General features: G+C 55.5%; 23 protein-coding genes and 5 pseudogenes. 17 read left to right on the top strand and 11 right to left on the bottom strand.

Going from position 1 to position 24,430, the window contains the following annotated elements; all coding sequences use genetic code 11:
* Nucleotides 1-162: 162 nt before the first annotated feature.
* Complete coding sequence (locus ACZ9IM_RS25560; protein WP_086946195.1) at nt 163-468, top strand: NIPSNAP family protein; 306 nt, start codon at nt 163-165, stop codon at nt 466-468.
* Nucleotides 469-793: 325 nt separating this feature from the next.
* Here ACZ9IM_RS25560 and ACZ9IM_RS25565 read toward each other — a convergent pair whose 3' ends face one another.
* Nucleotides 794-1,513 (bottom strand): hypothetical protein, encoded by a 720-nt coding sequence (locus ACZ9IM_RS25565; RefSeq protein WP_476225294.1) that lies wholly within the window; start codon nt 1,511-1,513, stop codon nt 794-796.
* Between the two features lie 609 nt (nt 1,514-2,122).
* Here ACZ9IM_RS25565 and ACZ9IM_RS25570 point away from each other — a divergent pair.
* The 3 genes and pseudogenes from ACZ9IM_RS25570 to ACZ9IM_RS25580 form a co-directional block, all read left to right on the top strand.
* On the top strand, nt 2,123-3,550 hold the full coding sequence (locus ACZ9IM_RS25570) for a GGDEF domain-containing protein (RefSeq protein ID WP_476225295.1): 1,428 nt from the start codon (nt 2,123-2,125) through the stop codon (nt 3,548-3,550).
* A gap of 269 nt (nt 3,551-3,819) precedes the next feature.
* Nucleotides 3,820-4,116, top strand: a pseudogene (locus tag ACZ9IM_RS25575) (IS66 family transposase); the annotation flags it as partial.
* A gap of 240 nt (nt 4,117-4,356) precedes the next feature.
* Nucleotides 4,357-4,575 (top strand): annotated as a pseudogene (locus ACZ9IM_RS25580) (TraI domain-containing protein); the annotation flags it as partial.
* A gap of 157 nt (nt 4,576-4,732) precedes the next feature.
* Here the strand turns inward: ACZ9IM_RS25580 and ACZ9IM_RS25585 are convergent.
* Both ACZ9IM_RS25585 and ACZ9IM_RS25590 read right to left on the bottom strand, forming a co-directional pair.
* Nucleotides 4,733-4,895, bottom strand: a pseudogene (locus ACZ9IM_RS25585) (ABC transporter); the annotation flags it as partial.
* Nucleotides 4,896-5,120: 225 nt separating this feature from the next.
* Nucleotides 5,121-6,053: an AraC-like ligand-binding domain-containing protein gene (locus ACZ9IM_RS25590; protein WP_476225296.1), complete on the bottom strand. Its 933-nt coding sequence runs from the start codon at nt 6,051-6,053 to the stop codon at nt 5,121-5,123.
* 572 nt (nt 6,054-6,625) lie between these two features.
* On the opposite strand from ACZ9IM_RS25590, the gene oxdA reads away from it, so the two are divergent.
* The 8 genes from oxdA to ACZ9IM_RS25630 all read left to right on the top strand — a co-directional run bounded on the left by oxdA (nt 6,626) and on the right by ACZ9IM_RS25630 (nt 13,703).
* Nucleotides 6,626-7,681: an aliphatic aldoxime dehydratase gene (gene oxdA / locus ACZ9IM_RS25595; protein ID WP_476225297.1), complete on the top strand. Its 1,056-nt coding sequence runs from the start codon at nt 6,626-6,628 to the stop codon at nt 7,679-7,681.
* An 86-nt stretch (nt 7,682-7,767) separates the two neighbouring features.
* Nucleotides 7,768-8,634, top strand: coding sequence for a transporter (locus ACZ9IM_RS25600; protein ID WP_476225298.1), 867 nt, complete (start codon nt 7,768-7,770; stop codon nt 8,632-8,634).
* A 160-nt stretch (nt 8,635-8,794) separates the two neighbouring features.
* Entirely contained in the window at nt 8,795-9,319 is a 525-nt protein-coding gene (locus ACZ9IM_RS25605) for a group I truncated hemoglobin (RefSeq protein WP_476225299.1), read from the top strand.
* Nucleotides 9,320-9,624: 305 nt separating this feature from the next.
* On the top strand, nt 9,625-11,139 hold the full coding sequence (locus ACZ9IM_RS25610) for an amidase (RefSeq protein WP_476225300.1): 1,515 nt from the start codon (nt 9,625-9,627) through the stop codon (nt 11,137-11,139).
* A 76-nt stretch (nt 11,140-11,215) separates the two neighbouring features.
* Nucleotides 11,216-11,848, top strand: coding sequence for a nitrile hydratase subunit alpha (gene nthA, locus ACZ9IM_RS25615; RefSeq protein WP_427624724.1), 633 nt, complete (start codon nt 11,216-11,218; stop codon nt 11,846-11,848).
* A 19-nt stretch (nt 11,849-11,867) separates the two neighbouring features.
* Complete coding sequence (gene nthB, locus ACZ9IM_RS25620; protein ID WP_427624725.1) at nt 11,868-12,521, top strand: nitrile hydratase subunit beta; 654 nt, start codon at nt 11,868-11,870, stop codon at nt 12,519-12,521.
* Nucleotides 12,518-12,958: a nitrile hydratase accessory protein gene (locus ACZ9IM_RS25625; protein ID WP_476225301.1), complete on the top strand. Its 441-nt coding sequence runs from the start codon at nt 12,518-12,520 to the stop codon at nt 12,956-12,958. The genes nthB and ACZ9IM_RS25625 overlap by 4 nt, the downstream gene beginning before the upstream one ends.
* Nucleotides 12,959-13,016: 58 nt before the next feature.
* The gene (locus ACZ9IM_RS25630) at nt 13,017-13,703 is read left to right on the top strand and encodes an energy-coupling factor ABC transporter permease (RefSeq protein ID WP_476225302.1); all 687 of its coding nucleotides are present in this window, start codon (nt 13,017-13,019) and stop codon (nt 13,701-13,703) included.
* 315 nt (nt 13,704-14,018) lie between these two features.
* Here ACZ9IM_RS25630 and ACZ9IM_RS25635 read toward each other — a convergent pair.
* From ACZ9IM_RS25635 to ACZ9IM_RS25650, 4 genes and pseudogenes are all read right to left on the bottom strand, one after another.
* Nucleotides 14,019-14,450, bottom strand: a pseudogene (locus tag ACZ9IM_RS25635) (thiamine pyrophosphate-binding protein); the annotation flags it as partial.
* A 68-nt stretch (nt 14,451-14,518) separates the two neighbouring features.
* A complete protein-coding gene (locus tag ACZ9IM_RS25640; protein WP_476225303.1) occupies nt 14,519-15,250 on the bottom strand; it encodes an ABC transporter substrate-binding protein in 732 nt (243 codons plus the stop codon).
* 338 nt (nt 15,251-15,588) lie between these two features.
* On the bottom strand, nt 15,589-16,488 hold the full coding sequence (locus ACZ9IM_RS25645) for a DMT family transporter (RefSeq protein WP_008075485.1): 900 nt from the start codon (nt 16,486-16,488) through the stop codon (nt 15,589-15,591).
* A 176-nt stretch (nt 16,489-16,664) separates the two neighbouring features.
* On the bottom strand, nt 16,665-17,735 hold the full coding sequence (locus ACZ9IM_RS25650) for an SDR family oxidoreductase (RefSeq protein ID WP_427624729.1): 1,071 nt from the start codon (nt 17,733-17,735) through the stop codon (nt 16,665-16,667).
* Nucleotides 17,736-17,809: 74 nt separating this feature from the next.
* Between ACZ9IM_RS25650 and ACZ9IM_RS25655 the strand changes: the two genes are divergently transcribed.
* Together ACZ9IM_RS25655 and ACZ9IM_RS25660 are read left to right on the top strand one after the other, a co-directional pair.
* On the top strand, nt 17,810-18,199 hold the full coding sequence (locus ACZ9IM_RS25655) for a MerR family transcriptional regulator (RefSeq protein WP_476225304.1): 390 nt from the start codon (nt 17,810-17,812) through the stop codon (nt 18,197-18,199).
* Between the two features lie 343 nt (nt 18,200-18,542).
* Nucleotides 18,543-19,025, top strand: coding sequence for a GNAT family N-acetyltransferase (locus ACZ9IM_RS25660; protein WP_476225305.1), 483 nt, complete (start codon nt 18,543-18,545; stop codon nt 19,023-19,025).
* A 38-nt stretch (nt 19,026-19,063) separates the two neighbouring features.
* On the opposite strand, the pseudogene ACZ9IM_RS25665 reads toward ACZ9IM_RS25660, so the two are convergent.
* A pseudogene (locus ACZ9IM_RS25665) lies at nt 19,064-19,285 on the bottom strand (transposase domain-containing protein); the annotation flags it as partial.
* A 165-nt stretch (nt 19,286-19,450) separates the two neighbouring features.
* On the opposite strand from ACZ9IM_RS25665, the gene ACZ9IM_RS25670 reads away from it, so the two are divergent.
* A complete protein-coding gene (locus ACZ9IM_RS25670) occupies nt 19,451-20,065 on the top strand; it encodes an alpha/beta fold hydrolase (protein WP_476225306.1) in 615 nt (204 codons plus the stop codon).
* A gap of 574 nt (nt 20,066-20,639) precedes the next feature.
* On the opposite strand, the gene ACZ9IM_RS25675 is transcribed toward ACZ9IM_RS25670, so the two are convergent.
* Entirely contained in the window at nt 20,640-21,419 is a 780-nt protein-coding gene (locus ACZ9IM_RS25675; RefSeq protein WP_427624732.1) for an SDR family NAD(P)-dependent oxidoreductase, read from the bottom strand.
* A 440-nt stretch (nt 21,420-21,859) separates the two neighbouring features.
* On the opposite strand from ACZ9IM_RS25675, the gene ACZ9IM_RS25680 reads away from it, so the two are divergent.
* Together ACZ9IM_RS25680 and ACZ9IM_RS25685 are read left to right on the top strand one after the other, a co-directional pair.
* Complete coding sequence (locus ACZ9IM_RS25680; RefSeq protein ID WP_476225307.1) at nt 21,860-22,669, top strand: NYN domain-containing protein; 810 nt, start codon at nt 21,860-21,862, stop codon at nt 22,667-22,669.
* Between the two features lie 171 nt (nt 22,670-22,840).
* Nucleotides 22,841-23,056 (top strand): hypothetical protein, encoded by a 216-nt coding sequence (locus ACZ9IM_RS25685; protein WP_476213166.1) that lies wholly within the window; start codon nt 22,841-22,843, stop codon nt 23,054-23,056.
* Between the two features lie 52 nt (nt 23,057-23,108).
* On the opposite strand, the gene ACZ9IM_RS25690 is transcribed toward ACZ9IM_RS25685, so the two are convergent.
* Together ACZ9IM_RS25690 and ACZ9IM_RS25695 are read right to left on the bottom strand one after the other, a co-directional pair.
* Entirely contained in the window at nt 23,109-23,765 is a 657-nt protein-coding gene (locus ACZ9IM_RS25690; RefSeq protein WP_476225308.1) for a hypothetical protein, read from the bottom strand.
* A gap of 297 nt (nt 23,766-24,062) precedes the next feature.
* Entirely contained in the window at nt 24,063-24,257 is a 195-nt protein-coding gene (locus tag ACZ9IM_RS25695; RefSeq protein WP_476225309.1) for a DUF7740 domain-containing protein, read from the bottom strand.
* Nucleotides 24,258-24,430 lie beyond the last annotated feature (173 nt).

Consider the following 24,430-nt stretch of genomic DNA (forward strand, 5'->3'; position numbering starts at 1 on the left):
TGAAACCACCTATTTGAATGCCTTGAGGAAGCGCGGTTCACCGCTCCTGAAGAACCTCGATTTAGGTTGACTGACTTCCTCAGGGCGTGAAGCTGCCATCGACGACTCAGCTTATGGCATGTGTAGAATAGCGGTTTCCCCCATTTTCAAAGGAATGATCCAGTGATCACTTGCCACGTCAGGTATGTAATCGATCCCTACCAGATCCCGGCTTTCGAAAGCTATTCTCGCCATTGGATTCGTGTGGTGAACCGTATGGGAGGGAACCACCACGGCTACTTTCTACCAGCCGAAGGCGCCAACAACATCGCTTACTGTCTATTCAGCTTTTCCAGCCTCGCAGATTATGAGCAGTACCGTAGGGAGGCCGGAGTAGATCCTGAGTGCGTTCAATTGGTGACGCAGGCTACCGAGCAAAAATTCATCCTGAGCTACGAGCGCAGTTTCCTTCGTCCCATTCTTGATTGAACTGACTGTTTTCGGCCGCGCTCGGGCGCGCCAAAGAGGCTGTTTTTGGCCGATTCTGTTGAAAAAGTCGATCATGGTTTCCACGGCTGAAAAGTACGTGCTTGAGATTGAAATCTTTGCCTTGAGCACAGGACTCCGGGCTCAGATTTCGCGTAGCTGCGCGCAATAAAGGCGTTTTCAGCAGTCCGTATGCAGGCAGTCTTGAGGGATCGACTTTTTCAACAGAATCGGCCGATTGCTGTCTATCGCGACTGACCGAAATCCACAACCCAAAGTTGTCGTTGGCGGAAGGTACTGGCGATTTTCCACCATCCGGATATCCAGGCTACCTGGACGTATTGCAATTACCTTGATAAGGCACGATTCGGTCAGCGGCATCGAAGTCGAAAATAGAGCGCCTGGGCTCGACGTCTGTATAGGTGATCAGTTTGCCCATATTAATTGGATCGGCTCGGCTAGGACCGGCGCCAATAAGGACTTGATCATCAGTGGTGCTGGGGTCGCTGTCGCGATAGAAGAGCAAAAATACCAGCGAACTCTCGCCCTTGTATGCTTCGGCCCTAGGGCGTTGCATCCGATATATCGACGCCTTTTTTCCTTCTTCCGCAAACTTCGGAATGACCTTCTTTGGATTACCGTGCGGGAAAACAGTATTTCCATTTACATATGCTTGGCGCAATTGATCACTGCCGTCGTAATCGAACGAGATATTCCACCGCCAAATGTAGTAATGGCATAAATCAATATCGTATATATATTTCTCGACACTAGAGTCATCCTTTTTGAGCTTTAGCGTTGCGCGCCCCTCTTCTACGAAAATTTTTCGGACATTCTCGCGAGAAGATCCCAGTGGTGTTTTCGATCTGATCAGAGATGACATGTCATCGAGCGTTTCCGCTGACTCAAAGGAGAATGTTGATTCAGCGCTGGCCACCCTCACTCCACATAAAACAAGAAACAGCGCGAAACTGACAGCATGAATTTTCCTCATGGCAACTCCGACATGCATGTAGCAGAAAAAAATGACAAAAAAGGATAGATTCATTTCTAACTTTTTGTCTGCTTCTGGCCGATTGTGTTGAAAAAGTCGGCCATGGTTTGCGCATCCAAAAAGTACGCGTCCGAGATTGAAATCTTTACTTTTGGCAGAGGCTTCCGGACTCGGATTTCACGTAGCCGCGTGCGAAAAAGGCGTTTTCACCAGTCAATGATCAGGCAGTTTGGGCAGACCGACTTTTTCAACAGAATCGGCCAATTCCTGCCTCTCACGACTGACCGAAATCCACAACCCAAAGCTGCCCCATCAGACATCTTCCTATGTCTAGCGAGACTGGGGCAATTACCTGTATGCGTCCGGCAAAGTCATCTAGCTAACTCCGCTAGTCCAGCCATGGTGTCCACCTGATTTTGAGAAAGGACAGCTAACCCTTAGCCGATGAGAATAACGAGACATTCGTTATTAGCTTGTTGCGCTCGCGTGAACATTTTTACCTGCTTCTGCAGCAGAAATTGGTAGGGAGTCTAAGATTGAAATGCCATGGATCGGTTCCATCCCATATCTGCGTAATGATGCGAGGGACCGTTGGCAGGTAGGTGGCTTTGGAGCCAACACCGGACCGGTGTTGGCTAAATGGATTTGAACTTGGAGGGAACCATGAGCAATCTCATCGCCAGCGGCGAACCACCTGAAGCCGTTCGCGTCATGGTCAAGGTTTACGCCTACTTGCTGCTCGTCGGATTTGCGTTTGTTCCGGCCTTTTTGATTGGCTACTTATACGTCTTTCAAGACCCCACCCTTATATTCGAGAACCACCTGTTCCATATCATTGCGATCACGGCAGCCACCTTGGAAGGATTGTTTGTGACGTACGTAACGTGGCGCTGCTATCAGTCATCGGGAGACCCGCTGCTGCGCTGGATGACGCTTGGCTTTCTCGGTTTTGTGCTGATCTACGCGTTGCATGGTGTGTTCACCGGGCTCGCACACCACAATATCTGGCTCTTCCTGCTTTATGGTCCAGCCTCTCGACTGGTCATGGCGACTCTGCTGTTAGTCGGAATGCTGTCGTACCACCGCCCACCTGATGCTGCGGACCAACGAATGAAGTCCCGCCCGTGGCTGACCTGGATAGGACTGTTCCTGCTGGTTGACGTGGCAGTGGCGTACGTCGCAAATTCACCGATCGCCGGCAACCTCGCGGTGCGACTCTCGATGGAAGGTGGTGCCCTCGTTCTTTCCATGTTGACCGTGACAATGCTCCTGCTGCGCCGTATCCGTTCGCCGCTGATGATGATTTTTGTCATCTCGGTCACTGCGTTCGCGCTGTCATCTCTTGCCTTCATCCTTGCACGTCCGTGGAACCACATGTGGTGGCTCGCTCATGCGATCTTCGCAGGTGGATTCTTCATGTTGAGCTATGGGGTAGTGCAAGCGTTCCTCACCACGCGGTCGTTCTCGAAGATTTACAGCCAAGAGGAGTTGATGGTACGTCTTGCCGAAGCGATGGCGTATACCGAGAGCGCCCTGCAGGAGCTCCAGCGCACCAATCAAGAACTCGGCCACCTTGCGGCGACCGATCCACTGACTGGCGCTGATAATCGGCGTCGGTTCATGGAGCGGGTCGAAGACGAAATTGGCCGGACCGCGCGCGGCGGTGAGCCGTTCTCCGTGTTGGCACTCGATCTGGATAATTTCAAGTCCATCAACGATCGCTTCGGGCATCAGATTGGCGATGACATCCTGAAGAGTTTCGTGGAGAAATGCCTCGATTCCATCCGACCGTATGACGGCGTAGCTCGAGTAGGCGGAGAAGAATTCATGATACTGCTACCTCAGACTTCACTTGAAGGAGCGCACGAAATCGCTGAGCGTCTGCGAAGCACCGTTGCAAATAATTCTTTTCATGGCCTGCAGCGGTTAACCGTGGTCACAGTGAGCATCGGCGTATCGCAATTTGGCCGCGACGGCGACACCATCGAGGCAATTCTACGTGCAGCCGATCAACGCCTATATCACGCTAAACACGAAGGCCGTAACCGTGTGGTTACTACCATCAAAACCAGCCTCCAACCTCTGCCCTGACCATCATCTCGAAGTCTCTGAAAACGTCGGCATTGCGCCACAGCATTGGGCGTTATGGTTTTCTGGTTCGTGGGCATAGGCAAGCGCCGCCGCTCAGTGTCAATGTCCCCATAGGGTCGATTGCCGCCCCTCACGACAGGCAGAAATCGGCCACAAGCAGTCGGTGGACAGACTAGTGGCAAATAGGTGGTGTCCTGCTACCCTCTTTACCATAGTCGGGCTTGCCGTCACTCCTGTCGTGTTCCCCCTCGATAGACCTCGCGCTACCGCTGGCGCGCTGGGTGATCCAGTGCGGCGAACATCTGCAACCCTTGCTCAACTTGATGCGGGATCGACTGCTGGAAAGTCGCGTCATCCACTGTGACGAAACGCGGGTCCAGGTGATGAAAGAACCGGGGCGAGAGCCGACCAGCCAATCCTGGATGTGGGTGCAAACCGGCGGGCCGCCGAATCAGCCCGTTATCTTGTTTGACTACTCGACCAGCCGGGCGCAGGAGGTTGCGTCGCGCCTGCTCGAAAGCACGAGATCCATTTCATCCGTTCAGGACACAAAGAGGTACTCCGCGTAGCGCGTTGTTACATGTCAGAACCTGAGGCATGGAAAATTGCACTTATGCAAGCTGGGGCCTGTTACGGCGACATCGTGCAACTGCCTGCGCATGAAAGCATGATGGCGTTGGCTAAACGATTTTCTGTCTCGGGTGTGCGATGGAACAAAGCCAGCCATACCATCTCATTTGCAGAACGCTCCCATCTGATGTCATTAAAACTCTTTGGCAAAGAGAACTGTGATGAGCCGAACCGGGTACACCGCCCTCTTCCATGCACAGTTCATCCAGCCCCACTTAAATACGCTTCATCACTACGCCGAATAAGTCCAGCAACTCCCGGCTAGCGAGGCCCACCACCACGCGTATTTTGGCGGAATACTCGACCATGGCCTGGAGCTACTCGCTTGCAGTTTAAAACTGCATCAGCCGTATCTACTGCCCACCGGTCGAAGCCGCAGATCATATGCAGGAAGGGTTCGAAACCGGTGCCGCCGACGGACTTTGGATTTCCCCGACGTTTATGAATACGGGACTGACGCTTTCGTTGATGGAGTAGTTCCCATTTTGCAGGAGCGAGGGCTATTTCATCGAGATTATGAGAGCTCGACCCTGCGGGGTCACCTGGGTGTGCCAGTCCTATCACCTTTTTCTGTTGGAGGGCCATGTAGGCCGAGCCGGTGTCTTGGAAGGTCACGTGGGTGGCCCCGGCAATGCGGGGTCGACTATTCGGAGGTCGAGCCTTTGGTGGAGCTGATGCGCTTGTCCTTAAAGAAGCTTTTCGGCTGATCGGCGTTGATAACGGAGTTTCTCAAAAACTGAGATATGTACTTGAGGAGGGAGTGACTCACGAGCCGTGTTGAAATGTTCCAGTTGGTTTGTCATGCAGCTGCGCGTGCAATGACATCGGAAGCAATTATCATCGCTGGCTCTGCGCTACGGCAAAGGCAGCCGCTGCACACTCCTCTCAAATGATGCACATCGAATGTCTTTTGCTTCAGAAGCGATAAAGACCGCCCATTTCACTCTCGTCGCAGGAGAGTATGGGGAGCAACGCCAAAGGCCTTGCGAAAAGCGTGGCTGAAATGAGAGAAGTCGGAGAAACCGAAATCCAGCGCCGCCTGAGAAATACTGCGGACTTGACCACGCTCAATAGCGTCGCGGCTCGCGAGCAATCGCGCCTTCCAAATTTCCGCGACCGGCGATTTCTGATGACGGGCGAAAGCGCGCGTCACAGTACGCGTGGAGACATGGTGAGCTTGAGCAATGCGTTCGAGCGACAGGTCCGCCTCGGTCAAATACTGGTAGATGTAATTCATGATCCGGCCATACAGGTCCAACTCGTCATGAGTCTGCTTTAAATCCTGAAGTTCCAGACTGACGACCAGAAGGTCGAGCAAGGTGCTGGAGTAACGACTGGATATTCCTGTGTTATGGAAGCCTGAAGGCATACCCGCGGCTTGGCGTAACATCTCGCGTAACGGAATCACCCCTGGGCGACGATCATCCAGAACCACAGCGGTGCAATCTGCTATGCCGGGCAACCGCTGACTGAGCAGTTGTCGCGGAATGCGGACAAGGTTGTCGGTACCACCGAAGCTGAATCTGAACGGCTGGGATGCGTCATAAAGAAACAGATCGTCCGCGGTGAGCTTCGTCCGTCGATCAGCCTGTTCCAGTTCGCCATAACCGCTCCTGGTAAAGCCCAACCACAAATCGTCATTAGGATCACTGCGTAGGTGCTGGGCGGAACGCTCCCAATAGTGCAAGGGTGCGGACAACGTGCAAATGTCCAATACCCCCATGCTATGCACCTCCAGAACCCCGTCGAAATCGCTCTGCGCCAGCAGTTTGCTGTCGGCGTCCAGGCAATGATGACAAACCACATCTTTCCAGTAATCAAACCGGAGTGGTGCCGTAACGGCAAGGGTCGAATAGTGACATGTCTGGCTCATTGCATTCACCTACCGGCAGCGATTTAACAAAAAAGCGTGGTAACGTTTTTGCGAGCCAAGCAAATAGCAGGCCACCCTCATGGCCTCATTCCAGCTGTTAGACGCACTACAAGATAGCCACCTGAACACTCGGCTGGCGTGTAGGTCGGTAGATCCTCCTAAACACTCCCCTTGCAACTTCCCAGGGCGCCTCGCCCCTTATTTCACAAGCCCCGCACCATTGCTGCGCACTGATCTGCCGGCCATTTCTACCTGTCCTTTTTAACCAAACGGTTGTCCATTCGAGCCAAGCGCATTTCTTCTCCCCTCGATAATTTTCACTCCATGCCGTGTCCCTACATACACGAATGACGAGGTGTCTCATGCAACTACGAGAACAGCAGCGACTGTCCGATTCATCCTGGTTTTTACAGAGATGGGACATGGCACCCGAAGAGTTTGCCACTTACCTACTGCAACTCGGAACCCTGGCGCTGCAACGCCGATGGAGTAGTCCCAACCGCAAAACACCAACATCCACTGGGATGTAGAACAGCGAACCGTCCGTTTGAGACGGAATTAAAGGAGCCCCCATGGAATCTGCAATCGATAAACATCTCAAATGTCCCCGGACTTTGTCGCGTCGTGTTCACGACGATTACAAGCCACCTTTCCCGATGTTTGTAGGGCGAGCTGACGAAAACGTGAAGCAAGTTGTGATGGCCTACCTCGGGGTGCAATTTCGCGACGAACAACGCGCCGCCGCCCTGCAGGCCATGCGCTACATTGACGCCAGCTTTGCCCTCGCCGATGGCCCTGGGAATCACGACCTGACCTATCACCTCGACAATCAGGGTTATGGAAACTTCATCGCCGTGGGCTACTGGCGTGATCCCGCCGCCTATCACCGATGGTTACTTTCAGCGCCTGTAGCCGACTGGTGGGGTGACGAGGCACGCCTGAACGAGGGGCTGGGGTATTTCCGCGAGGTCATCGCACCGCGCGCCGATCAGTTCGAGACGCTGTATGCATTCAAGGAGGATTTGCCAGGTGTCGGTGCTGTCATGGACGGCATCAGCGGCGAGATTGAGGAGCACGGCTACTGGGGCTCGGCGCGCGACCGCTTTGCTATCTCCCAGACCGACTGGATGCAGCCGACCAGCGAACTACAAGTCATTTCAGGCGATCCCGCCAAAGGCGGCAGGGTCGTGGTACGCGGCCACGACAACCTGACGCTGATCCGCTCTGGACAAGACTGGGTTGAGGCCGGCGAGGAAGAGCGCGCGCTCTATTTCAACGAGATGCTGCCGCCACTGCAAGACGGCATGAACTTCCTGCGTGACGAGGGGCAGGCGCTGGGCTGCTATAGCAACCGCTTCGTACGCAATATCGACCTTGATGGCAATCTCCTCGACATCGCCTATGACATCGGTCACTGGCGATCGCTCGACAAGCTGGAACGCTGGGCAGAATCCCATCCCACTCACTTACGCATTTTCACCACGTTCTTCCGCGTGATCGGAGGGCTTTCGAAGCTGCGGCTGTATCACGAGGTCTCGGTAGCGGATGGTAGCCAGCAACTGTTCGAGTACATCAACTGCCATCCACAGACCGGGATGATGCGCGACGCGCAAGTGTCGCCCACCTGACTCCATCGCTGACTCCACTTTTAGCCCTGCGCGTTGCCTGACTGGCGATAGCGGGGCTCTTTTTGCCCAAAAAAGGATCTTCGATCATGAAACGGTTCCGCTACCTGTCGCTTGCAGCCCTCCTCCCCAGCCTTTCCTCCCACGCTCTCGAGGTGGATCCTGGCGATTACGAGCCGCTCCCCGTTGGAGCGACCATCGGCGTGCTCTACTACCAGCACTCCACGACGGACAATGCCTACTCCCAGGGGCACAAGACCAGTTCCGATTTCAACCTGACTTCCGATGTCGGCATTCTGCGTCTGCTACACGTCTACCAGTTGAGCGAGCGACTCACCATCGAGCCGCAATTCCTATTGCCCTTCGGTCATGTCTCAGGCGGTGGTGACGCTTCTGGTTTAGGGGACGCCAGCGGCATCGGCGACCTCATTCTCACTGCGCCGCTCAAGTATCGTCTCAATGACGCCAACGACACCCTCGGTGCGACCGCTTACCTGTACGTGCCTACTGGCAACTATGACAAAGACGACGCGCTCAACCTTGGCGAGAACCGTTGGAAGTTTGATCTCCAGGCCGCTTACGTCAAGCACTTCACGGAGAAGTGGGCCATCGACCTCGTCGGTGACGCCATCTGGTACGGAGACAACAACGACTTCGGCGCCAGCTCAGCCCGCCGGGAGCAGGGCGTTTCCTACGGTGCCCAGTTAATGGGGCGCTACATGCCCGACGAGACAACGGCGCTCGCTATCGGCTTCGGCCACAGTTGGGGCGGGGAAAACCAGGTCGATGGTGTCAATCAGGACGACAAGATGGAAACCACCAACGTGCGCGTCACGGCCAGAAAGTTTTTCACCGCCAAGGACCAAATCCAGGTGCAACTTGGACGCGACCTTGCGGTGGAGAACGGCCCCAAAGAGAACTTTCGCATGAACCTGCGCTACGTAAGGGTTTTCTAGACCCGCCCGTCGCTCCCCCCCGTTGTCCTAATCAATCAAGCGTATGCCCAACGACGAAGTCAACCTGGCTCCATCGCACGACTTCGCATCCCGTATCAATCGGGCCAACGCGACAGTTGGCTAATGAGATGCCCCTAATCCGAAACGGAGTAACCCGACAATGACCGACCAGCAACCAACCATGGAACAACAACCCTCCCTCTATACCCGTCTTGGCGGCTATGACGCTATTTATCAGTTCGCAGGCGCAGTGTTGAGAAAAACAATGGGACACCCCGCCATCGGGCACATCTGGGCCCATATGTCGGAATCGACGTTCCAAAAGGAACACATCAATTTTGTCGATTTCCTTTCCGAGCACTGGGGTGGAAGCGCCAAATACAGGGGCAGAGACATGGTCACCGCGCATCGCGGGATGGGTCTGACCGAGGTGCACTGGCAGGCGGTGCTCGATTGTCTCGAGGAGTGCTACGACGACTACGGTCTGGCCCCGGCTCTGCGCAAGGAGGTCAATGACTTCCTCATCAAGTTCAAACCGGCGGTGATTGGGAGCCCTTCCTATCGGGACGTCGTACTCGCGCACCCGGAAATGGACCCGGCCAAAGGAATGAAGAGCGTTGGGGTTGTCTGGCCGAAACCCGGGAAGTCATCTCAGAAACAGACCACGCCCGAATCCGAAAACTAACACGCTCATCAAAAACCTGAGCCACACCAATGGGGCGTATCCATGGGGTGCCCTTCATGCTGCCAAGAGCTCGCTCTGGCAGCCGCCGGCTACCGTGGTGTGGCTATAAAAACACGGGCCCCCGCGTCCCGCTCAACCAAGCGAATGTCCTCCTCAACCAAGCACCGCTCAATTTGCGGAGATAGCTTGATACCAGTCCCGGCCGCGACTTCGCCAATAGTGCGCACCGTGCCCGGGCATCCCCGAGATGACGTTTGAACAGACATTGCCAACCCTGCGGGTTGGCACAGGAAACAGGACACCCCATGGCCATCATCCGCCCGACTCTCGAACAAGTGCAAGATCTCGCCAGCCGCCTGCACATACAGCTGACCCCCGAGCAAGCCAGCGAATACCTGGCGCTTATGCAATCCAGTTTTGATGCCTACGATCTAGTCGACGAGTTGCCAGATTTCATCCCTTCAGTGCGCTACGAGCGCAGTTCTGGTTACCGCCCTTCAAGCACGGATAATCCGCTAAACGCTTGGTATTACAGAACTGAGGTGATGGGCGCCAGTTCGGGCAAGCTTGCTGGCAAGACGGTCGCGCTCAAAGACAACATCTCTCTGGCCGGTGTCCCAATGATGAACGGTGCCGCACCACTGGAAGGTTTCGTACCGTCGTTTGATGCCACCGTGGTGACGCGTTTGCTCGACGCTGGAGCAACGATCCTCGGCAAAGCCACCTGTGAACATTACTGCCTCTCCGGTGGTAGCCATACCTCAGACCCAGCGCCTGTGCACAACCCTTTTCGCCATGGTTTCACGACGGGCGGTTCGTCTTCGGGCAGCGCGGCGCTTGTGGCGACGGGCGCGGTCGACCTGGCTATCGGTGGAGACCAAGGCGGTTCCATCCGCATTCCTGCCGCATGGTGCGGCATTTATGGAATGAAGCCCACCTTCGGTTTGGTGCCCTATACCGGGGTCATGGCGATCGAGTCCACTTTCGACCATGTCGGCCCCATGACGAGCAACGTACTCGATAACGCTCTCATGCTCGAAGTGATGGCCGGAGCCGACGGGCTCGACCCTCGCCAGACCGCCCCAAAGGTCGATGTCTATTGCGATTATCTGGAACGAGGCGTGATCGGACTCCGGATCGGGGTTCTCCAGGAAGGCTTCCAACTCGCTAACCAGGATCCACGTATCGCAGAAAAGGTACGCAGCGCTATCGCCCAGCTTGAGGCTTTGGGCGCGCGGGTCGAGGAGGTATCGGTTCCCGAACACAACCTGGCGGGATCGTTATGGAGCCCTATCGGCTGTGAAGGCCTGACCATGCAAATGATGCATGGTAATGGAGCGGGTTTTAACTGGAAGGGGCTTTACGACGTGGGCCTGCTGGACAAACAGGCCGGTTGGCGCGATCAGGCAAACGCATTGTCGCCGTCACTCAAGCTTTGCATGTTCGTGGGCCAGTTCGGTCTGGAGCGCTACAACGGCCGCTACTACGCCAAGGCCCAGAACATTGCGCGCTTTGCCCGAGCCGCCTATGACAGGGCGTTGAACACCTATGACCTGCTCGTCATGCCGACTGTGCCAATCACCGCTCAGCTGCTCCCTGAACCGGGTTCTTCAATCACCGAGACCGTCACGCGTGCGTTGGAGATGCTTGGCAATACGGCCGCTCAGGACATTACCGGGCACCCAGCCATGTCGATCCCTTGTGGCCTGGTGGACGGACTGCCCGTGGGGCTGATGTTTGTTGGAAGACATTATGCCGAAGGCACCCTCTATCAAGCTGCAGCCGCATTCGAGGCCTCTGTCGATTGGCGGACGTTGTAAACCCGCGCATCGCATTGGCGAGCAAACACCGGCAAGTCGCACTGAAAGTGAGTATCAACTTCAGAGGAGCCAATACATGAGCCATACCCACGAACATCATCACCATCACGACCACACCGAGCCCCCCGAGGCCATCGCCTTGCGTGTCAAGGCACTCGAATCCCTGTTAATAGAAAAGGGCTTGGTCGACCCAACCGCCATGGATGCTCTGGTGGACACTTACCAGCACAAGGTCGGCCCACGCAACGGCGCTCAGGTGGTCGCCAAGGCTTGGTTCGATCCCGATTACAAACATCGGCTGCTGGAAGATGCCACTGCGGCCATTGCCGAACTGGGTTTTTCCGGCGTGCAGGGCGAAGACATGGTGGTGGTGGAGAACACCGCGACCGTGCACAACGTGACGGTCTGCACCCTGTGCTCCTGCTACCCCTGGCCGACCCTGGGCCTGCCCCCAGCCTGGTACAAATCCGCGCCCTATCGGTCACGGATAGTCATCGATCCCCGCAGCGTGCTGGCCGAATTTGGTTTGATTATTCCCAATGAAAAGGAAGTTCGCGTCTGGGACAGCAGTGCTGAGTTGCGCTACCTGGTACTGCCGGAACGTCCGGCTGGCACTGAAGGCTGGAGCGAGGAACGACTGGTCGATCTGGTGACTCGTGACGCCATGATCGGCACTGGCCTGCCCAAGACGCCGGGCGACGAAGCCTGACCCCGAGAAGGAGAAAACCATGAACGGTGTACACGACTTAGGCGGTATGCACGGTTTCGGCCCAGTGCTCACCGAAGAAAATGAACCCGTCTTCCATCACGACTGGGAGCGCAGGATCTTTCCGCTGTTCGCCTCGCTCTTCGTCGGCGGACACTTCAATGTCGACGAGTTCCGACACTCCATTGAACGCATGGATCCGGCTGAATACTTGCAGTCGAGTTACTACGAACACTGGCTTCACGCCTTCGAGACCCTGCTGCAGGAAAAAGGCGTGATCAGCGCTGCCGAACTGCAGGGCACGGTCAAGCCAACCTCACCGGCACAGCCCCCAACGGTGCTCACACCGGATATCGTCGAGGCGGTGATCCTCGGAGGCGCCACTTCACGGGCAAAGGAACCTGTCGGCGGCCGCTTCCGGGTCGGTGACCGGGTACGGACGAAGAACCTCAATCCAACCACCCACACCCGACTGCCGCGCTACGCGCGCGGCAAGGTCGGGACCATCGAGATTGCACACGGCGCGTTTGCCACCCCAGACACGATGGCCCACGGTCTAGGCGAACAACCCCAACAGGTCTATGCCGTTCGCTTCAGTGCTACAGAACTGTGGGGAGTGGCGCGACCGGACAGTGTTTGCATTGATCTTTGGGACAACTATCTGGAGGCCGTATGAGCGCCAGCATGCGTCACATCCCCCCAATAGCCGGTCTGTCTCTCGACGATGAAGGCCCGGTGTTCGACAAACCTTGGCAGGCCCAGGCTTTTTCCCTGCTGGTACACCTGCACCAAATCGGTCTATTTCCCTGGAAGGACTGGGTGCAGGTATTCAGCGACGAGATCAAGGCGAGCCCAACGCAACCCGGAGAAAGCGTCAACGACACTTACTACCGGCAATGGATCGCAGCCATGGAAAGAATGGTCACCACACTCGGTTTAGCGGGTATGGAAGACATCACCCAGCGCAGCGAGGAATGGCAGCAAGCTTACTTGAATACCCCCCATGGACAACCGGTAACGCTGCTCAACGCGAGTTGCCCACCGGCCCATGGAAACGGGCACGAACACCTGCCGCGGCACGAGCCGGTAGCGATCAGCCGTGCCACAAGCTGAGGACGGAGCCGTCCTATTTTTTACTTTCGAGGTCGGAAGCGGCCAAGGAGCAATCGTCATGCATATCGAACCTAATCTGGTGGAAGCTGGAAAAATCTGGCTGAGCTATGTCACTGCCGCAGGTGTCGGCGCCTACACCCTCAAACTCGCTGCGCAAGCCATCGGTGAGCGTGGTGTCTTCTCGCTGCTCGCTCGCACTGTCACTGCCACGGCCCTGGTATTCATCTTCTTCGAGCTACTACCGCACCATCCAGTCGGCGTCTCCGAGGTCCATCTCATTCTGGGGTCAACGTTGTTTCTGCTGCTCGGCACCGCACCTGCGGCAGCGGGTCTCGCCCTGGGACTGCTGATCCAGAGTCTGTTCTTCGCTCCATTTGACCTGCCGCAATACGGCATGAACGTCACCACCCTTCTGGTACCGCTGTTCGCAGTCGCCGCCCTGGCAAAACGCATCATCGCGCCAAACACGCCGTATGTGGAACTGAGCTATAGACAAGCTCTGGGGCTGTCGACAGCCTTCCAGGCCGGCATTGTCGCCTGGGTTGCCTTCTGGGCCTTCTGGGCCTTCTACGGGCAAGGCTTCACAGCAGAAAACGCAATGTCAATTCTTACCTTCGGCAGTGCCTACATGACCGTCGTCACCCTCGAACCGCTGTTGGACCTGGCCGTTCTGGCCGGTGCCAAGGCAACACATCGCCTGCGTGGTAGCACGCTGGTCGAGCGCCGGCTGTACCAGGCCGCCTGAGTCGACGTACGCCAGTCCAAGTCAGACTGTCCCCGGGCATTCGAAGACCGTAATGCTCGGGGCGTCAAGAGCAACATCCCCCCGCAACCTCGTGAGCAAAATTAGAGGTATTTGATGTTTTTCAGAAATAGCACCCGCAAGGAACTGAAGCTGCTCGGCGACAGGCTGGAACAACCCGACGGTAAGGGGTATCGATAACGGCGAAAGATTCGTTACTGCGACGGGTACTGGATGGCATAGAACGCCTGCTCGCCGATCGCACGGCGCTCCGGGCCAGCGTGGTCGACCTTAATGCTAAACAGCAACGCCTCAAGCTTCAGCTTGGTGAATACGAAACGCAGCTGCACGATCAAGAACAGCTTTGGCAATTGTGTACTTGGTCAGCGGCTGCATCATGCCGACCACATCGAGAATCTGGAATCGGCCCTGCTTGGACTTCTTGATCGGCTTCTGGCCGGTGATCATCAGCATCGGCATGCCGCCCAGATACGCGTACGCGCCCGCGGTTACCAGGTTGGTCGCCCCCGGTCCCAGGGTGGCCAGGCTGACGCCGGTCTTGCCCGTCAGACGGCCATAGGTGGCCGCCATAAAACCTGCGGACTGCTCATGGCGCGTCAATACCAGCTTGATACTGGAGCGGCGCAACGACTCCAGCAGATCCAAGTTTTCTTCACCGGGAATACCGAACACGTACTCGACACCTTCGTTCTCCAGGCATTGCACAACGACATCCACGGCCTTGGCCATTTCTCCACCTCAATATCTGTGAGCGCTTGCGCGCGATTTACCACGTTTAATCAGCGGCAAGCGCTATTTCACACCGATGGAGCTACGGTCACATCAGCCTGACCGCTTTGGTCCAACGCCGAACGAACGAAACCTTCAGCCTTCTTGCGTTCAACGAAATCCCGGACATATGCCGCACCTGCGTCATGACCACGTGGTACTGCCATGGCCTGCCGGATGGAGGTAAAAGCACCATCGATGACACGATAGTTCGCATTGTCCGCAGCAACAGACTCCAGGGGTTGGCGAACGCCCGCGGCCGCATCCAAAACCTGTTCAATATACAAGTCCACGGCTCCGGCCGAGGTTTGCGCACGTACGAGCTGCGCATGTTTCAAAGTACGAGTGAGGAAAAGGTCGTAGGCTGCGCCTTTACCGACCGCCAGCCGCAGTCCAGGCTGATCAAGATCCTCAACTGTTTGGTAGGGGGAATCGACGGCGACCAGGTAAGTCCCTTCGATGATCACGTAAGGCTCGCTGAACGCGATCTGCTCTTCTCGCACCGGTTCAATAGCAAGAAAAGCAATGCGCCATGCGCCCTGCTCCAGAGCCGCAAAGACCTTGCCCGCGGCATCGAATGTGACCATTTCCAGGCGCACGCCCAGCTCTTCAGCCAATGCTTTTGCCAGCGCAACAGACACGCCTTGCGGTATACCATCCGGCCCTTTTTGGGCCAGTACAGGGTTGCCAAAGTTAATGGCAGCGCGCAGGACGCCGTTTGGTGCCAACTCATCGATTACCACCGGGTCGATAGCATTCATCTTTTGCTCCATGAGTGAAGGTCACTGAGAGCCCTACCAGATCGGTAAGGTGTAGGAAACGATTAGGCGATTTTCACCGGCACCACAGGCAAACCTGGATCGGTGACTTGCATAGAGCGGGAAATCTCAATTCGCGTCGGCAATGCCATCGCCGCTCGCCATTGGCTTTGACTGGCGGCACCAATGAAGGCGCCGCGAGCTCGATCAACCGTCAGCGCGCTTCATGACTGATGGTGCCGGCAACTTCGGAGGCGCTCTTGTTGGAAACGCGCATGAACACGGTCATCAGAAAGACAAGGAGCAACAACGCGCTGAGAAACAGCAGATCCGAAAATAGCTCACTCGGTCGAAGGGACGGATGCTTTGCTGCCCAAGCGGATTAGTTCATTGGAGAAACACAGGCCGACGATGATCAGTGCCGCTCCCGCGTACAGGCTTTCGCGCGGTACTTCGTTGAGCGCCACAAACGCCAGCAGCGCGGCGAACAGTGGCTCGGTCAGTTCCAGCGCTTGCACTTGGGATGGCTTGAGATACTCGATGGCCTTGGTGGTGCAGAAGAAGCCCAGGATTGTCGGCAGCGTGGCCAGCGCCAGCAGCGCGGCGATCGCCAGAGGCGACAGCTCGCCCATCGCGAAACCATCGGCCGCAGCCGGCATCAGCAAGTACAGGCTGCCAAAGAACAACAATTGTCGGGTGAAGTGCAGCCCCCCCGACACCCCCATACGCTTCATGGCAACCGAAAAGGCCCCATAGCCGGAGCCGGCCATGGAGGCGAGCGCAGCACCTTGCAGGGTAAAGCCCTGCTGCAGGTCGCCGCCGAAGATCACCGAGATCCCAGCGATAGCCAGTGCGGCACCAACGGTAGCGTTCGCGGTGATGGCATCCTTGAGGAAAATGCGCCCCAGAATGATCGAGGAAATTGAGGCACTGGCCATCAGCACCACCACCACACCTGCCGCAGCGTAGTGTCGATAGGCGGACGTTTCGAAATGGAACAGCACAAAGATGCCAAGGAATGCGCAGATAGCCGCCTGAGTCCATTTGGTCGACGCCGCCGGGCGCTTGAGGAAAAACAATAAGATCGAGAGCAGCACGCAACCCAGTACGGTCTTGATGACAGCGACACTGCTAGCGGTGAAACCATTACTCATGAGTATTTTGCTGAGTACACCGATCGTTGCGTTCAGTGCCGCAGCGGAGAGTGCAAATATGACGCCTTTGCTGAAAGTAGATTGCATTGATGACGATCCCTGTCGCTGAATTGTCGTTCGATAGAATGCCGCCCTATATCGACGGCGCAAAGTTTGAGGATACGAAGATCCCACCAACCCCAGTATTTATTGTGGCATAAGCTGGATCGCCCAGTAGGATGCTATTTGCCTTCTTGTCGCCGCCAAGGGAGAAGTCAGAGGGCCTAGCCCTTGGCTATGCAATATGAGTTGACGAACGCTGCAGTGTGCTGCAAAGACTGACGTATATCCGGTTTGGCTATTCCATGCCTGTTGGCAAATTGCTCGACCGCCGCTGTATCAAAACGAGTGGTCTGGATAAAGTCCAAGGCTTCGGGTTTTGTATTCAAAAACCACGCAACGGGAGGAATACTCAGTAGCAACTTCAGCAATCGGAGTGAAATGTGATGCTTGGGAGACTTTAAGCCCAAAGGTTGTGCCACCTGTATCAGGAGTTCTCGCAAGTTTGGAGTTTGGTCATCAAGCGCCAACAGTTCCTGGCCCACCATGGCAGGATCAAAAGCGCAAACTGCCACCAGCTCAACCAGGTAATCCACGGTGACCAGTGGCAGCCAGTGGTCGGCGGTACCGGGCACTGCAGTCAGCTTTCCCTGCACAAGGTTGCGTATCAGCTCCACCAGCGGCTGACCGTCAAGGATATGCCCCGTGCGGCTGTGGCCACAGACAGTCGCAGGGTGGACAACGGTAATCTCCCCGCCCTTGGCGGACATGACCTCCAGGGTCGCAAAATGCGCCTCCAGCTTGCTTCCCTCGTAACCACCGACCTGTCGGTAGACGGCAGGCCAATTCGTCAACTCTGGATGACGAGGATCAATTCCGATGCGTTGCAGATGTTCATGATTTTTCAGCATGTAGCCGCCGATCATCACTAAACGGCTTTTTTGCTCAGCCGCCAACAGCGCCACGCGCTTTGCCCCTTCCACATTCACCGCACGAGAATGCTCCACTGAAAGCCCCCATGCGAAGTGGGCGCCCAGGTGGAATATGACTCTGGCGTGCCTTAGCACTTCTCGGTCAGCAAGACTCAGCCCGAGGTTGTCCCGTTCCAGATCGCCAGCTACGGCAAATACCCGGGTTGCGCACCCTCCCAAATTATCGACTTGCTCCCGCAGTGCAGCTAGTCGCTCTGGGCGACGCATCAACACCCGAATGGTGTGACCTTTTGCACTCAGGTACGCCACCAAATGTTGACCGACGAAGCCGGTACCCCCCGTGACAAAGCACTCCACGCTCATTTCCCTGCTCCTTGTTTAAGGTGAGAAATCAAGCGTAAACTATCGACCCAACTCTATAGTCAAGCGGTGTTTTCATGAAAATCGGCGAACTCGAGGCCCGCAGCGGCGCCAGCCGCCATACGCTGCGTTACTACGAGCAAATCGGCCTGATCTCACCGCTGCGGCAAACTAACAAATATCGCGTTTACACAACGCAAACTCTGCAGGATCTGGACTTTATCCAGCGTGCGCAAAGCATGGGTTTTTCCCTAGGGGAAATAGGCGAGATTCTGGATGCGCAGCGGAACAAGCTGATCGATTGTGCTGACGGCGCTAAGCTAATTGAAAAGAAGATGGCAGAGATCAAACAGAAAATCGCCAACCTCCAAAGCATTTATCGGTATCTGGATGAAGAGCGTGCAAGCCTCGAAGCCAGTGCTGCCAAGCAACTTGAGCTTCAGCAGCTGAACAACTCTTCCAACTGAACTGTCAGCATCTGGGAAACGAAAGCTGCAGCCTGCCTCCAGTTTCAAGCCCATCGCTTACGCATTTTCTAAAACCTTGTAGCCAGGCCCTGGACGGTAAGCGTCCGCCCAAAAGACCTTGCGTGGTTAAACGGGCGCCCGCTACGCGGCAGCTACTCGATAATCTCGTCGGCCGCCGCATCGGCAGTCGCGTGAACACGCCCCTTAAATACGCAGTAAGCCTCCGGCGAACACATCCCCTGAAGCTGATATGGAGCCATCGCCTCCATTGAACCGAGGCAGTAGTGGTTATGCGGATTCTGTTTTCTATAATGACTGACCGGCCATGTTTAGGGTGCTTGTTATGCCAGCCTCCGCTGATCAAAACTCCGCTGTCGTTTTATGCGCAGCTTCCAATAACGACCTGGAAGATCTGGTAGCCATCAGGATTGAGGCCATGCGCGAGAGCCTTGAGCGGCTTGGACGATTTAACCCAGATCGTGTGCGCGAACGATTTCTTGGTGGGTTCGACGCTAACAGCACACGCCGCATAGAAGTATCAGGTGATCTGGTCGGTTTTGTCGTTATCAAAGACCATCAGAGCGAGCTTCTGCTTGACCACTTGTATGTGATACCCAGTGCTCAAGGAGCAGGAATCGGTTCTGAAGTTCTCACTCAGATTTTCAGAGAGGCTGATGAGATCGGGCGTCCCATCAAGGTTGGTGCTCTCAAGGAAAGCGCTTCAAATCGTTTTTACACTCGCCATGGCTTTGTGTTCGTCGAAAGCGGTGAATTCGATAATTATTATGTCCGGATTAACGCTAATGCCGTTAATTTAGGCGACTAGGCAAATTTTGATACGGTGCCCCGTCAGAGGTTGTACCGTTAGATGGGCATACACCTGTGCGGCAGTAGGTCGGTAATCTCATTCGCCCGCTGCGTCGGCAGACGCGTGAGAACATCCTTCAGATACGTGTACGGATCATGACCATTCAGCCGCGCAGACTGGATCAAGCTCATGATCGCCGCCGCTCGTTTGCCGCTGCGTAAGGAGCCGGCGAATAGCCAGTTTGAACGCCCGGAAGCCCATGGCCGGATTTGATTTTCACATCAGTGAATTGCTCCAGATTTGCTAGACACATGATGTCTGCTTTGGGTCGCGGGTTGCCCTTCACTACCGGCGGCTCTCGTTCCGAAGTGATCATCGAACCTCGTGGCATCCATTTTTTCCTCCTGCTAACTCTTTCAATCCCACCTTCAAGGACCGAACCTGTGATCGCATCCCCCGCCAAACTCCTCTTCCTGCCCGGAGCCTCAGGTAACACCCGGTTTTGGCATCCGGTTGCTGAGCGCTTGGCCCACCCGGCGCAGCAGGTCCATATCGGCTGGCCCGGCTTTGGAGACACTCCGCCGTTGCCTAGCGTGACTGGCATGCATGATCTGGTGGCTCGCGTGCTGGCCGAGATCGACCGGCCCACAGCGCTGGTGGCACAGTCCATGGGCGGCATAGTCGCTGTGCTTGCAGCGCTTGAACGCCCTGAACTGATCACGCACCTGACGCTGACCGTCACCTCTGGCGGGGTGGATATGTCTGCTCTGGGCGCGCATGACTGGCGCCCGGACTTTGCTGCCACCAACCCGACACTGCCGAGTTGGTTTCTCGACGACCGCACCGATCTCACGCTCCGGTTGAACGAGTTGCGCATGCCAGTCCTGCTCCTCTGGGGAGATTCTGATCCGATCAGCCCCGTTCGCGTCGGCCAGCGCCTTGCTCAACTGTTACCTCGTGCTGAACTACACGTTTTCCCTTGCTCCGATCACAATCTGGGCTTTACTCACGCAGCCGAAGTGGCGAGGTTGATCGAGAGACATCTGGCCTGCTGGTAAGCGGAACACTTGTTGCCACCACGTCGGACTGATTGTGCGACACCGTGCGTTTCAAGACCTGGTGGACAGACAACCGGAGGCATATCGCTCTAACCTCGCCGGATACTCTGCGCAAACCGCGTAGAGATGAAAAAAAATCAAAGCATAATTAAAAGTGCACGAACCAACATTGACTCTATGACATGTGATTTCGCACCTCGTTGACCACCTGCTCTGGGTCGTTCTCTGCCGACTGTGACAGGCAGAAATCGGCCAGGAGTGGTCAGTCGAAGCCAATATGATGGCGTTCCCCCTATATCGGCGTTTGGATAAGCTCGAAGCCTTCAAACGCAGCTCGCTTTGAAACCGTAATGGCTGCTCGTGGCGATAAAGGCGGAAAATTTTCATTTTCAAAGCGTATAGGCGCGTCAGCGCCTTCCTTGTTCTCGAAGAAAAACGTGGAAACCCATTCTTCGAGGTGTCGTCGCGCCATTGAATGCCCAGGGGGGACACTAGCCTTTCACGTCTCTTTACTTGGCGGCGCGGTATTCAAATATCGTTTCCTCAAACTGCAAAGACTTAAGCTCCCCTGCCCTCAACGGGGGCTTTTGTTCTCAGAGAGGCAGTTGCCCCCGTCGACCACGAGAAGCTCGCCCGTAATGTAGCTGGACTCTGGAGAAGCAAGAAAAGCTACCGCCGCAGCGACCTCGTCTGGTCTACCGGCACGCCCCACGGGAACATACTGCGCGGCGGTCATTTCCTCTGCGGTGCTGGACTGCGTCGCGATCCACCCAGGGGCAACAGAGTTCACGGTGATACCGTATGGCGCGACTTCCAGCGCCAAGCTCATGTTCATGCCCACAATCCCCGCTTTCGCCGCCGCATACGCGGCCTCGCCAGGGTTGCTGACGCGGGTGCCGGTCGTAGAACTGATATGGACGATACGTCCGTAACGACGATTCTGCATCCCCGGCAACACAGCGCGGGTCAGCAAAAATACAGTGGTCAGATTACGGGCAATCGAAGTGTTCCACACATCGACGCTCATATTGGCCACTTCAGAAAACGTTTCGGCTTCACCCTGAATCGCCATACCGGCGTTGTTCACGAGTACATCGATTCGCCCCCATAGCGATTCCGCCCAAGTCACCAGTTCGACGACCTGAGCCGGCTGAGTGAGATCTGCAGCGCGTCCTTGCACCTCATAACCTGCCGCGATCAGTTCCGCGACGCGATCATGGATACGGGCACTGCTGCCGGTGATGATCAGCTTCGCGCCCGAGTCCCCAAGCCGTCGCGCGATAGCTAGACCAATCCCATGTTCGCTGCCAGCTCCACTGACCAATGCGACCTGACCACTCCAGTTTTTGAACATTGCAATGCTCCACAGGGTTAGACAGGAAGTACTGTCTGACAGTCCAGAGTAGACGCTAGCCGCCCGCATCGATGCACTAAAGATTGTGAGCGGCGGCTTTCGGCCGAGGGTGTGTAAAAACGTTTTTGAGCGCGACAGGTACTCAAAACTGGACTGGAAATCGCGCTTCTACGCGAAATCCACATCTGCTGACGTGTCGATAAATTTTTAGATTTAACGTAGACGCGCGCACTCCAATTTTGGCAAAGCGTTTTTACACACTCTGGCCCCAACGCAGCCTCTGACCATCGGCTGCTATCGTCATTGGCTAATCGGTTCCACTTTGTACATCACCGCAACCCGTAGCCGTTGGCAAAACACGCTCTCTAGCGCGAAGCGGTGATTCCTATGTTCATCCGTGATTTAACGGTATGTTGAAGCCCTCAACTCAAGGACGACCCATGGCTATTCACCCACCCACCCCCACGCAAAAACACTTGGCGGTGTTAATCGACGCCGACAATGCCCCCGCAGCAATTGTCGAAGGTTTATTTGAAGAAATCGCCAAGTACGGTGTCGCCAACGTCAAGCGGATCTATGGCGACTGGACTGGCCCTCAGTTGGGTGGATGGAAAAAGGTGTTACTCGACCATTCGATTCAGCCTATCCAACAGTTCGCGTACACCAAAGGTAAGAACGCAACAGACAGTGCCTTGATCATCGACGCAATGGACCTGCTGTACACCCGACGCTTCGACGGTTTCTGCCTGGTTTCGAGCGACAGTGACTTCACCCGCCTCGCTTCGCGATTACGAGAAGAAGGTTTGACGGTCTACGGGTTTGGTGAAGAAAAAACCCCGAGACCGTTCGTGTCGGCCTGCGACAAGTTCATCTATACCGAATTGCTGCGCGGTGAAGTGCTTGTTGCTGCAAGCAATGGACCTGATCGACCCGAACCCGAGCCACCCGCCGAAGTCGAGGCCGTCAAAGTCGCCAGTACGCCCGAAGTAAAAAAGCGACCAAAAGCACCAGTCAGTTTCATCGCAAAGATCTTGGATGACATTGCCGACGAGGACGGCTGGGCTCACTTGGGTGCGCTGGGCACCAACATCAGCAAATTGAGACCTGAGTTCGACCCTCGCACCCATGGGTATAAAAAGCTCAGTGAGTTGATCAAGGGGTATCCGGATACGTTTGAACTGCAAACTAGAGGAACGTCGGGAGTGGGTGGTTCAATACTCTATGCCCGGCACCGACAGCCGAGCTTGTAGCCCCCTCACCACAGACAGCTATCGGCCATCTGAAAGCACGACTAAAAGCATCTTCGAACTCCGCACATCACAGATAGCGTGAGACTCGTCTTGACGTCTGTTTCGCCGAATGTCAACTTGACATCAAGTACTCAATCAAGGAGGACTTTTCTGAAAAAAGGAGCCAACACCATGGCGAGTAACTATTCGCTACCAGATGTATTGGAAAGAATGTACGAAAACCAGCTAGCTCTGGAGGCGGCCATTATGGAGTTAACACTATTGGCTGAGGGGCAAGGATCGCTGGACGTGGGCGGAAACGTTCGCGGAGCTTTGGAAGGGATCGCTGAAAACGCCGGCCATATCAAACAAGGCCTAGCTCGACTTAAAAGACTGGACATCGGCTAAACTCCATATCGCGTTACTGCAAAGGGCGGCAGTCTTCAGGTATATACCGCCCCTAGCGACAGTCCGTTGCACTGGCAGCTAATGCTCCGAATGTACGACGTCGTGGGTTCCAGAAAGTCAGGCACCAAACGCCCCAACACTTTAACCCTGCATCGAAGTAGTCACTCCATGGCTCACATCTGGAGGCAATATTGTTGTGATCAAACAATCCACTATTGAGCCCCCTGACCCAATTCAGAGCAACCACATCATCACGATCTTCAAGGCCGAGCAGTTCGAGCCACTCGCGAAAAAGCGACTCAGTCTCCGCCTCACCACCCTGAAATTGGGTGAGATAGGGAATCTCGCGAAAGTGGCCATATAGGGCCAGTGGCCCACGTTGATAGTCTTCGGTCGATGTCAGCTTACGGATTTCTGCTCGACTTAATGGAGTGGCAATAGCCCTGTCCGAAGCCCAAGTCATACTCGGCTCTGGGTAATTCGCGCTGGGGAGCTTTTGGATTAGCTTACGATGCCAGTCGAGCTGACTGGCCATTATCTGTTCATACAGTGCATTCAGAGCCAGTCGATGCATTGCTTCATCGATCAGAGAATCCCCCTCAGGAGCGACAACCACAAACTCGAACACACATCCTGCGTCATCCATCCGTTGACGCAGCGACTCAGTTCTTTCCTGATCGACAACCTTCAATCCGAGTGAGTGATCCATCACCTTCCAATCCTTCTTTCCTGGCAAAGTCGAAGCACCGCTTTCACTAAGCGGACGTCGAAATGAAGGTGATACGCTAACAAATGCGTAGAAGGAAAAATGTAGGAATATTCGGCAAGTAGGAGAAGATGTGGCGAAAATTGAGGGGGCGGTCTACAGACCCCGACGCTCAATCGGCACGCAGGAATGTCTTGGTCGGACCAAGCCACTCTGAATCATTGTGCGAACAAAACATAACTTCGGATGCCACCACCAAGACTAGATAAGCAGAGGACGCCCCTGGGTGTAGGTAAGGCATCAGTCATCCAAATTCTCTGCCAAAACCCCCACCAGCTGGAGTGGACTTCTCGAATCGATAACCTTGTAAATCAGATCGCGCTTGCTCCTCGGCAACTTCTTCACCACGCTCTTGGCCGAAGCTCTGACAGCTTCGTCCGTTCCATGGATTCGAGCCGCAAGCAGCAGCACCAGCGTTGCATCCAAGAGGTTCATAATTAGCCCCAATAGTTAAGCTTCCGAGTGTACTGATTTCATATTTGTAAACCCACGACCCACAAGCAACGCGGCACTGGCAGAAAAGAATCCCCCGCACCGCGAAGCCATCAATCAACCAAGCCTCTAACAGCTGCGCCATCACCTACCGAAGGCTCAAACTATTAAAGCCC

The organism is Pseudomonas sp. TE12508 (assembly GCF_056279485.1).

Excerpts from the sequence above, each read along its gene's own strand:
- ACZ9IM_RS25565 (WP_476225294.1), bottom strand. The coding sequence starts at position 1,513 with ATGAATCTATCCTTTTTTGTCATTTTTTTCTGCTACATGCATGTCGGA.
- ACZ9IM_RS25570 (WP_476225295.1), top strand. The coding sequence starts at position 2,123 with ATGAGCAATCTCATCGCCAGCGGCGAACCACCTGAAGCCGTTCGCGTC.
- ACZ9IM_RS25590 (WP_476225296.1), bottom strand. The coding sequence starts at position 6,053 with ATGAGCCAGACATGTCACTATTCGACCCTTGCCGTTACGGCACCACTC.
- oxdA (WP_476225297.1), top strand. The coding sequence starts at position 6,626 with ATGGAATCTGCAATCGATAAACATCTCAAATGTCCCCGGACTTTGTCG.
- ACZ9IM_RS25600 (WP_476225298.1), top strand. The coding sequence starts at position 7,768 with ATGAAACGGTTCCGCTACCTGTCGCTTGCAGCCCTCCTCCCCAGCCTT.
- ACZ9IM_RS25605 (WP_476225299.1), top strand. The coding sequence starts at position 8,795 with ATGACCGACCAGCAACCAACCATGGAACAACAACCCTCCCTCTATACC.
- ACZ9IM_RS25610 (WP_476225300.1), top strand. The coding sequence starts at position 9,625 with ATGGCCATCATCCGCCCGACTCTCGAACAAGTGCAAGATCTCGCCAGC.
- nthA (WP_427624724.1), top strand. The coding sequence starts at position 11,216 with ATGAGCCATACCCACGAACATCATCACCATCACGACCACACCGAGCCC.
- nthB (WP_427624725.1), top strand. The coding sequence starts at position 11,868 with ATGAACGGTGTACACGACTTAGGCGGTATGCACGGTTTCGGCCCAGTG.
- ACZ9IM_RS25625 (WP_476225301.1), top strand. The coding sequence starts at position 12,518 with ATGAGCGCCAGCATGCGTCACATCCCCCCAATAGCCGGTCTGTCTCTC.
- ACZ9IM_RS25630 (WP_476225302.1), top strand. The coding sequence starts at position 13,017 with ATGCATATCGAACCTAATCTGGTGGAAGCTGGAAAAATCTGGCTGAGC.
- ACZ9IM_RS25640 (WP_476225303.1), bottom strand. The coding sequence starts at position 15,250 with ATGAATGCTATCGACCCGGTGGTAATCGATGAGTTGGCACCAAACGGC.
- ACZ9IM_RS25645 (WP_008075485.1), bottom strand. The coding sequence starts at position 16,488 with ATGCAATCTACTTTCAGCAAAGGCGTCATATTTGCACTCTCCGCTGCG.
- ACZ9IM_RS25650 (WP_427624729.1), bottom strand. The coding sequence starts at position 17,735 with ATGAGCGTGGAGTGCTTTGTCACGGGGGGTACCGGCTTCGTCGGTCAA.
- ACZ9IM_RS25655 (WP_476225304.1), top strand. The coding sequence starts at position 17,810 with ATGAAAATCGGCGAACTCGAGGCCCGCAGCGGCGCCAGCCGCCATACG.
- ACZ9IM_RS25660 (WP_476225305.1), top strand. The coding sequence starts at position 18,543 with ATGCCAGCCTCCGCTGATCAAAACTCCGCTGTCGTTTTATGCGCAGCT.
- ACZ9IM_RS25675 (WP_427624732.1), bottom strand. The coding sequence starts at position 21,419 with ATGTTCAAAAACTGGAGTGGTCAGGTCGCATTGGTCAGTGGAGCTGGC.
- ACZ9IM_RS25680 (WP_476225307.1), top strand. The coding sequence starts at position 21,860 with ATGGCTATTCACCCACCCACCCCCACGCAAAAACACTTGGCGGTGTTA.
- ACZ9IM_RS25685 (WP_476213166.1), top strand. The coding sequence starts at position 22,841 with ATGGCGAGTAACTATTCGCTACCAGATGTATTGGAAAGAATGTACGAA.
- ACZ9IM_RS25690 (WP_476225308.1), bottom strand. The coding sequence starts at position 23,765 with ATGGATCACTCACTCGGATTGAAGGTTGTCGATCAGGAAAGAACTGAG.
- ACZ9IM_RS25695 (WP_476225309.1), bottom strand. The coding sequence starts at position 24,257 with ATGAACCTCTTGGATGCAACGCTGGTGCTGCTGCTTGCGGCTCGAATC.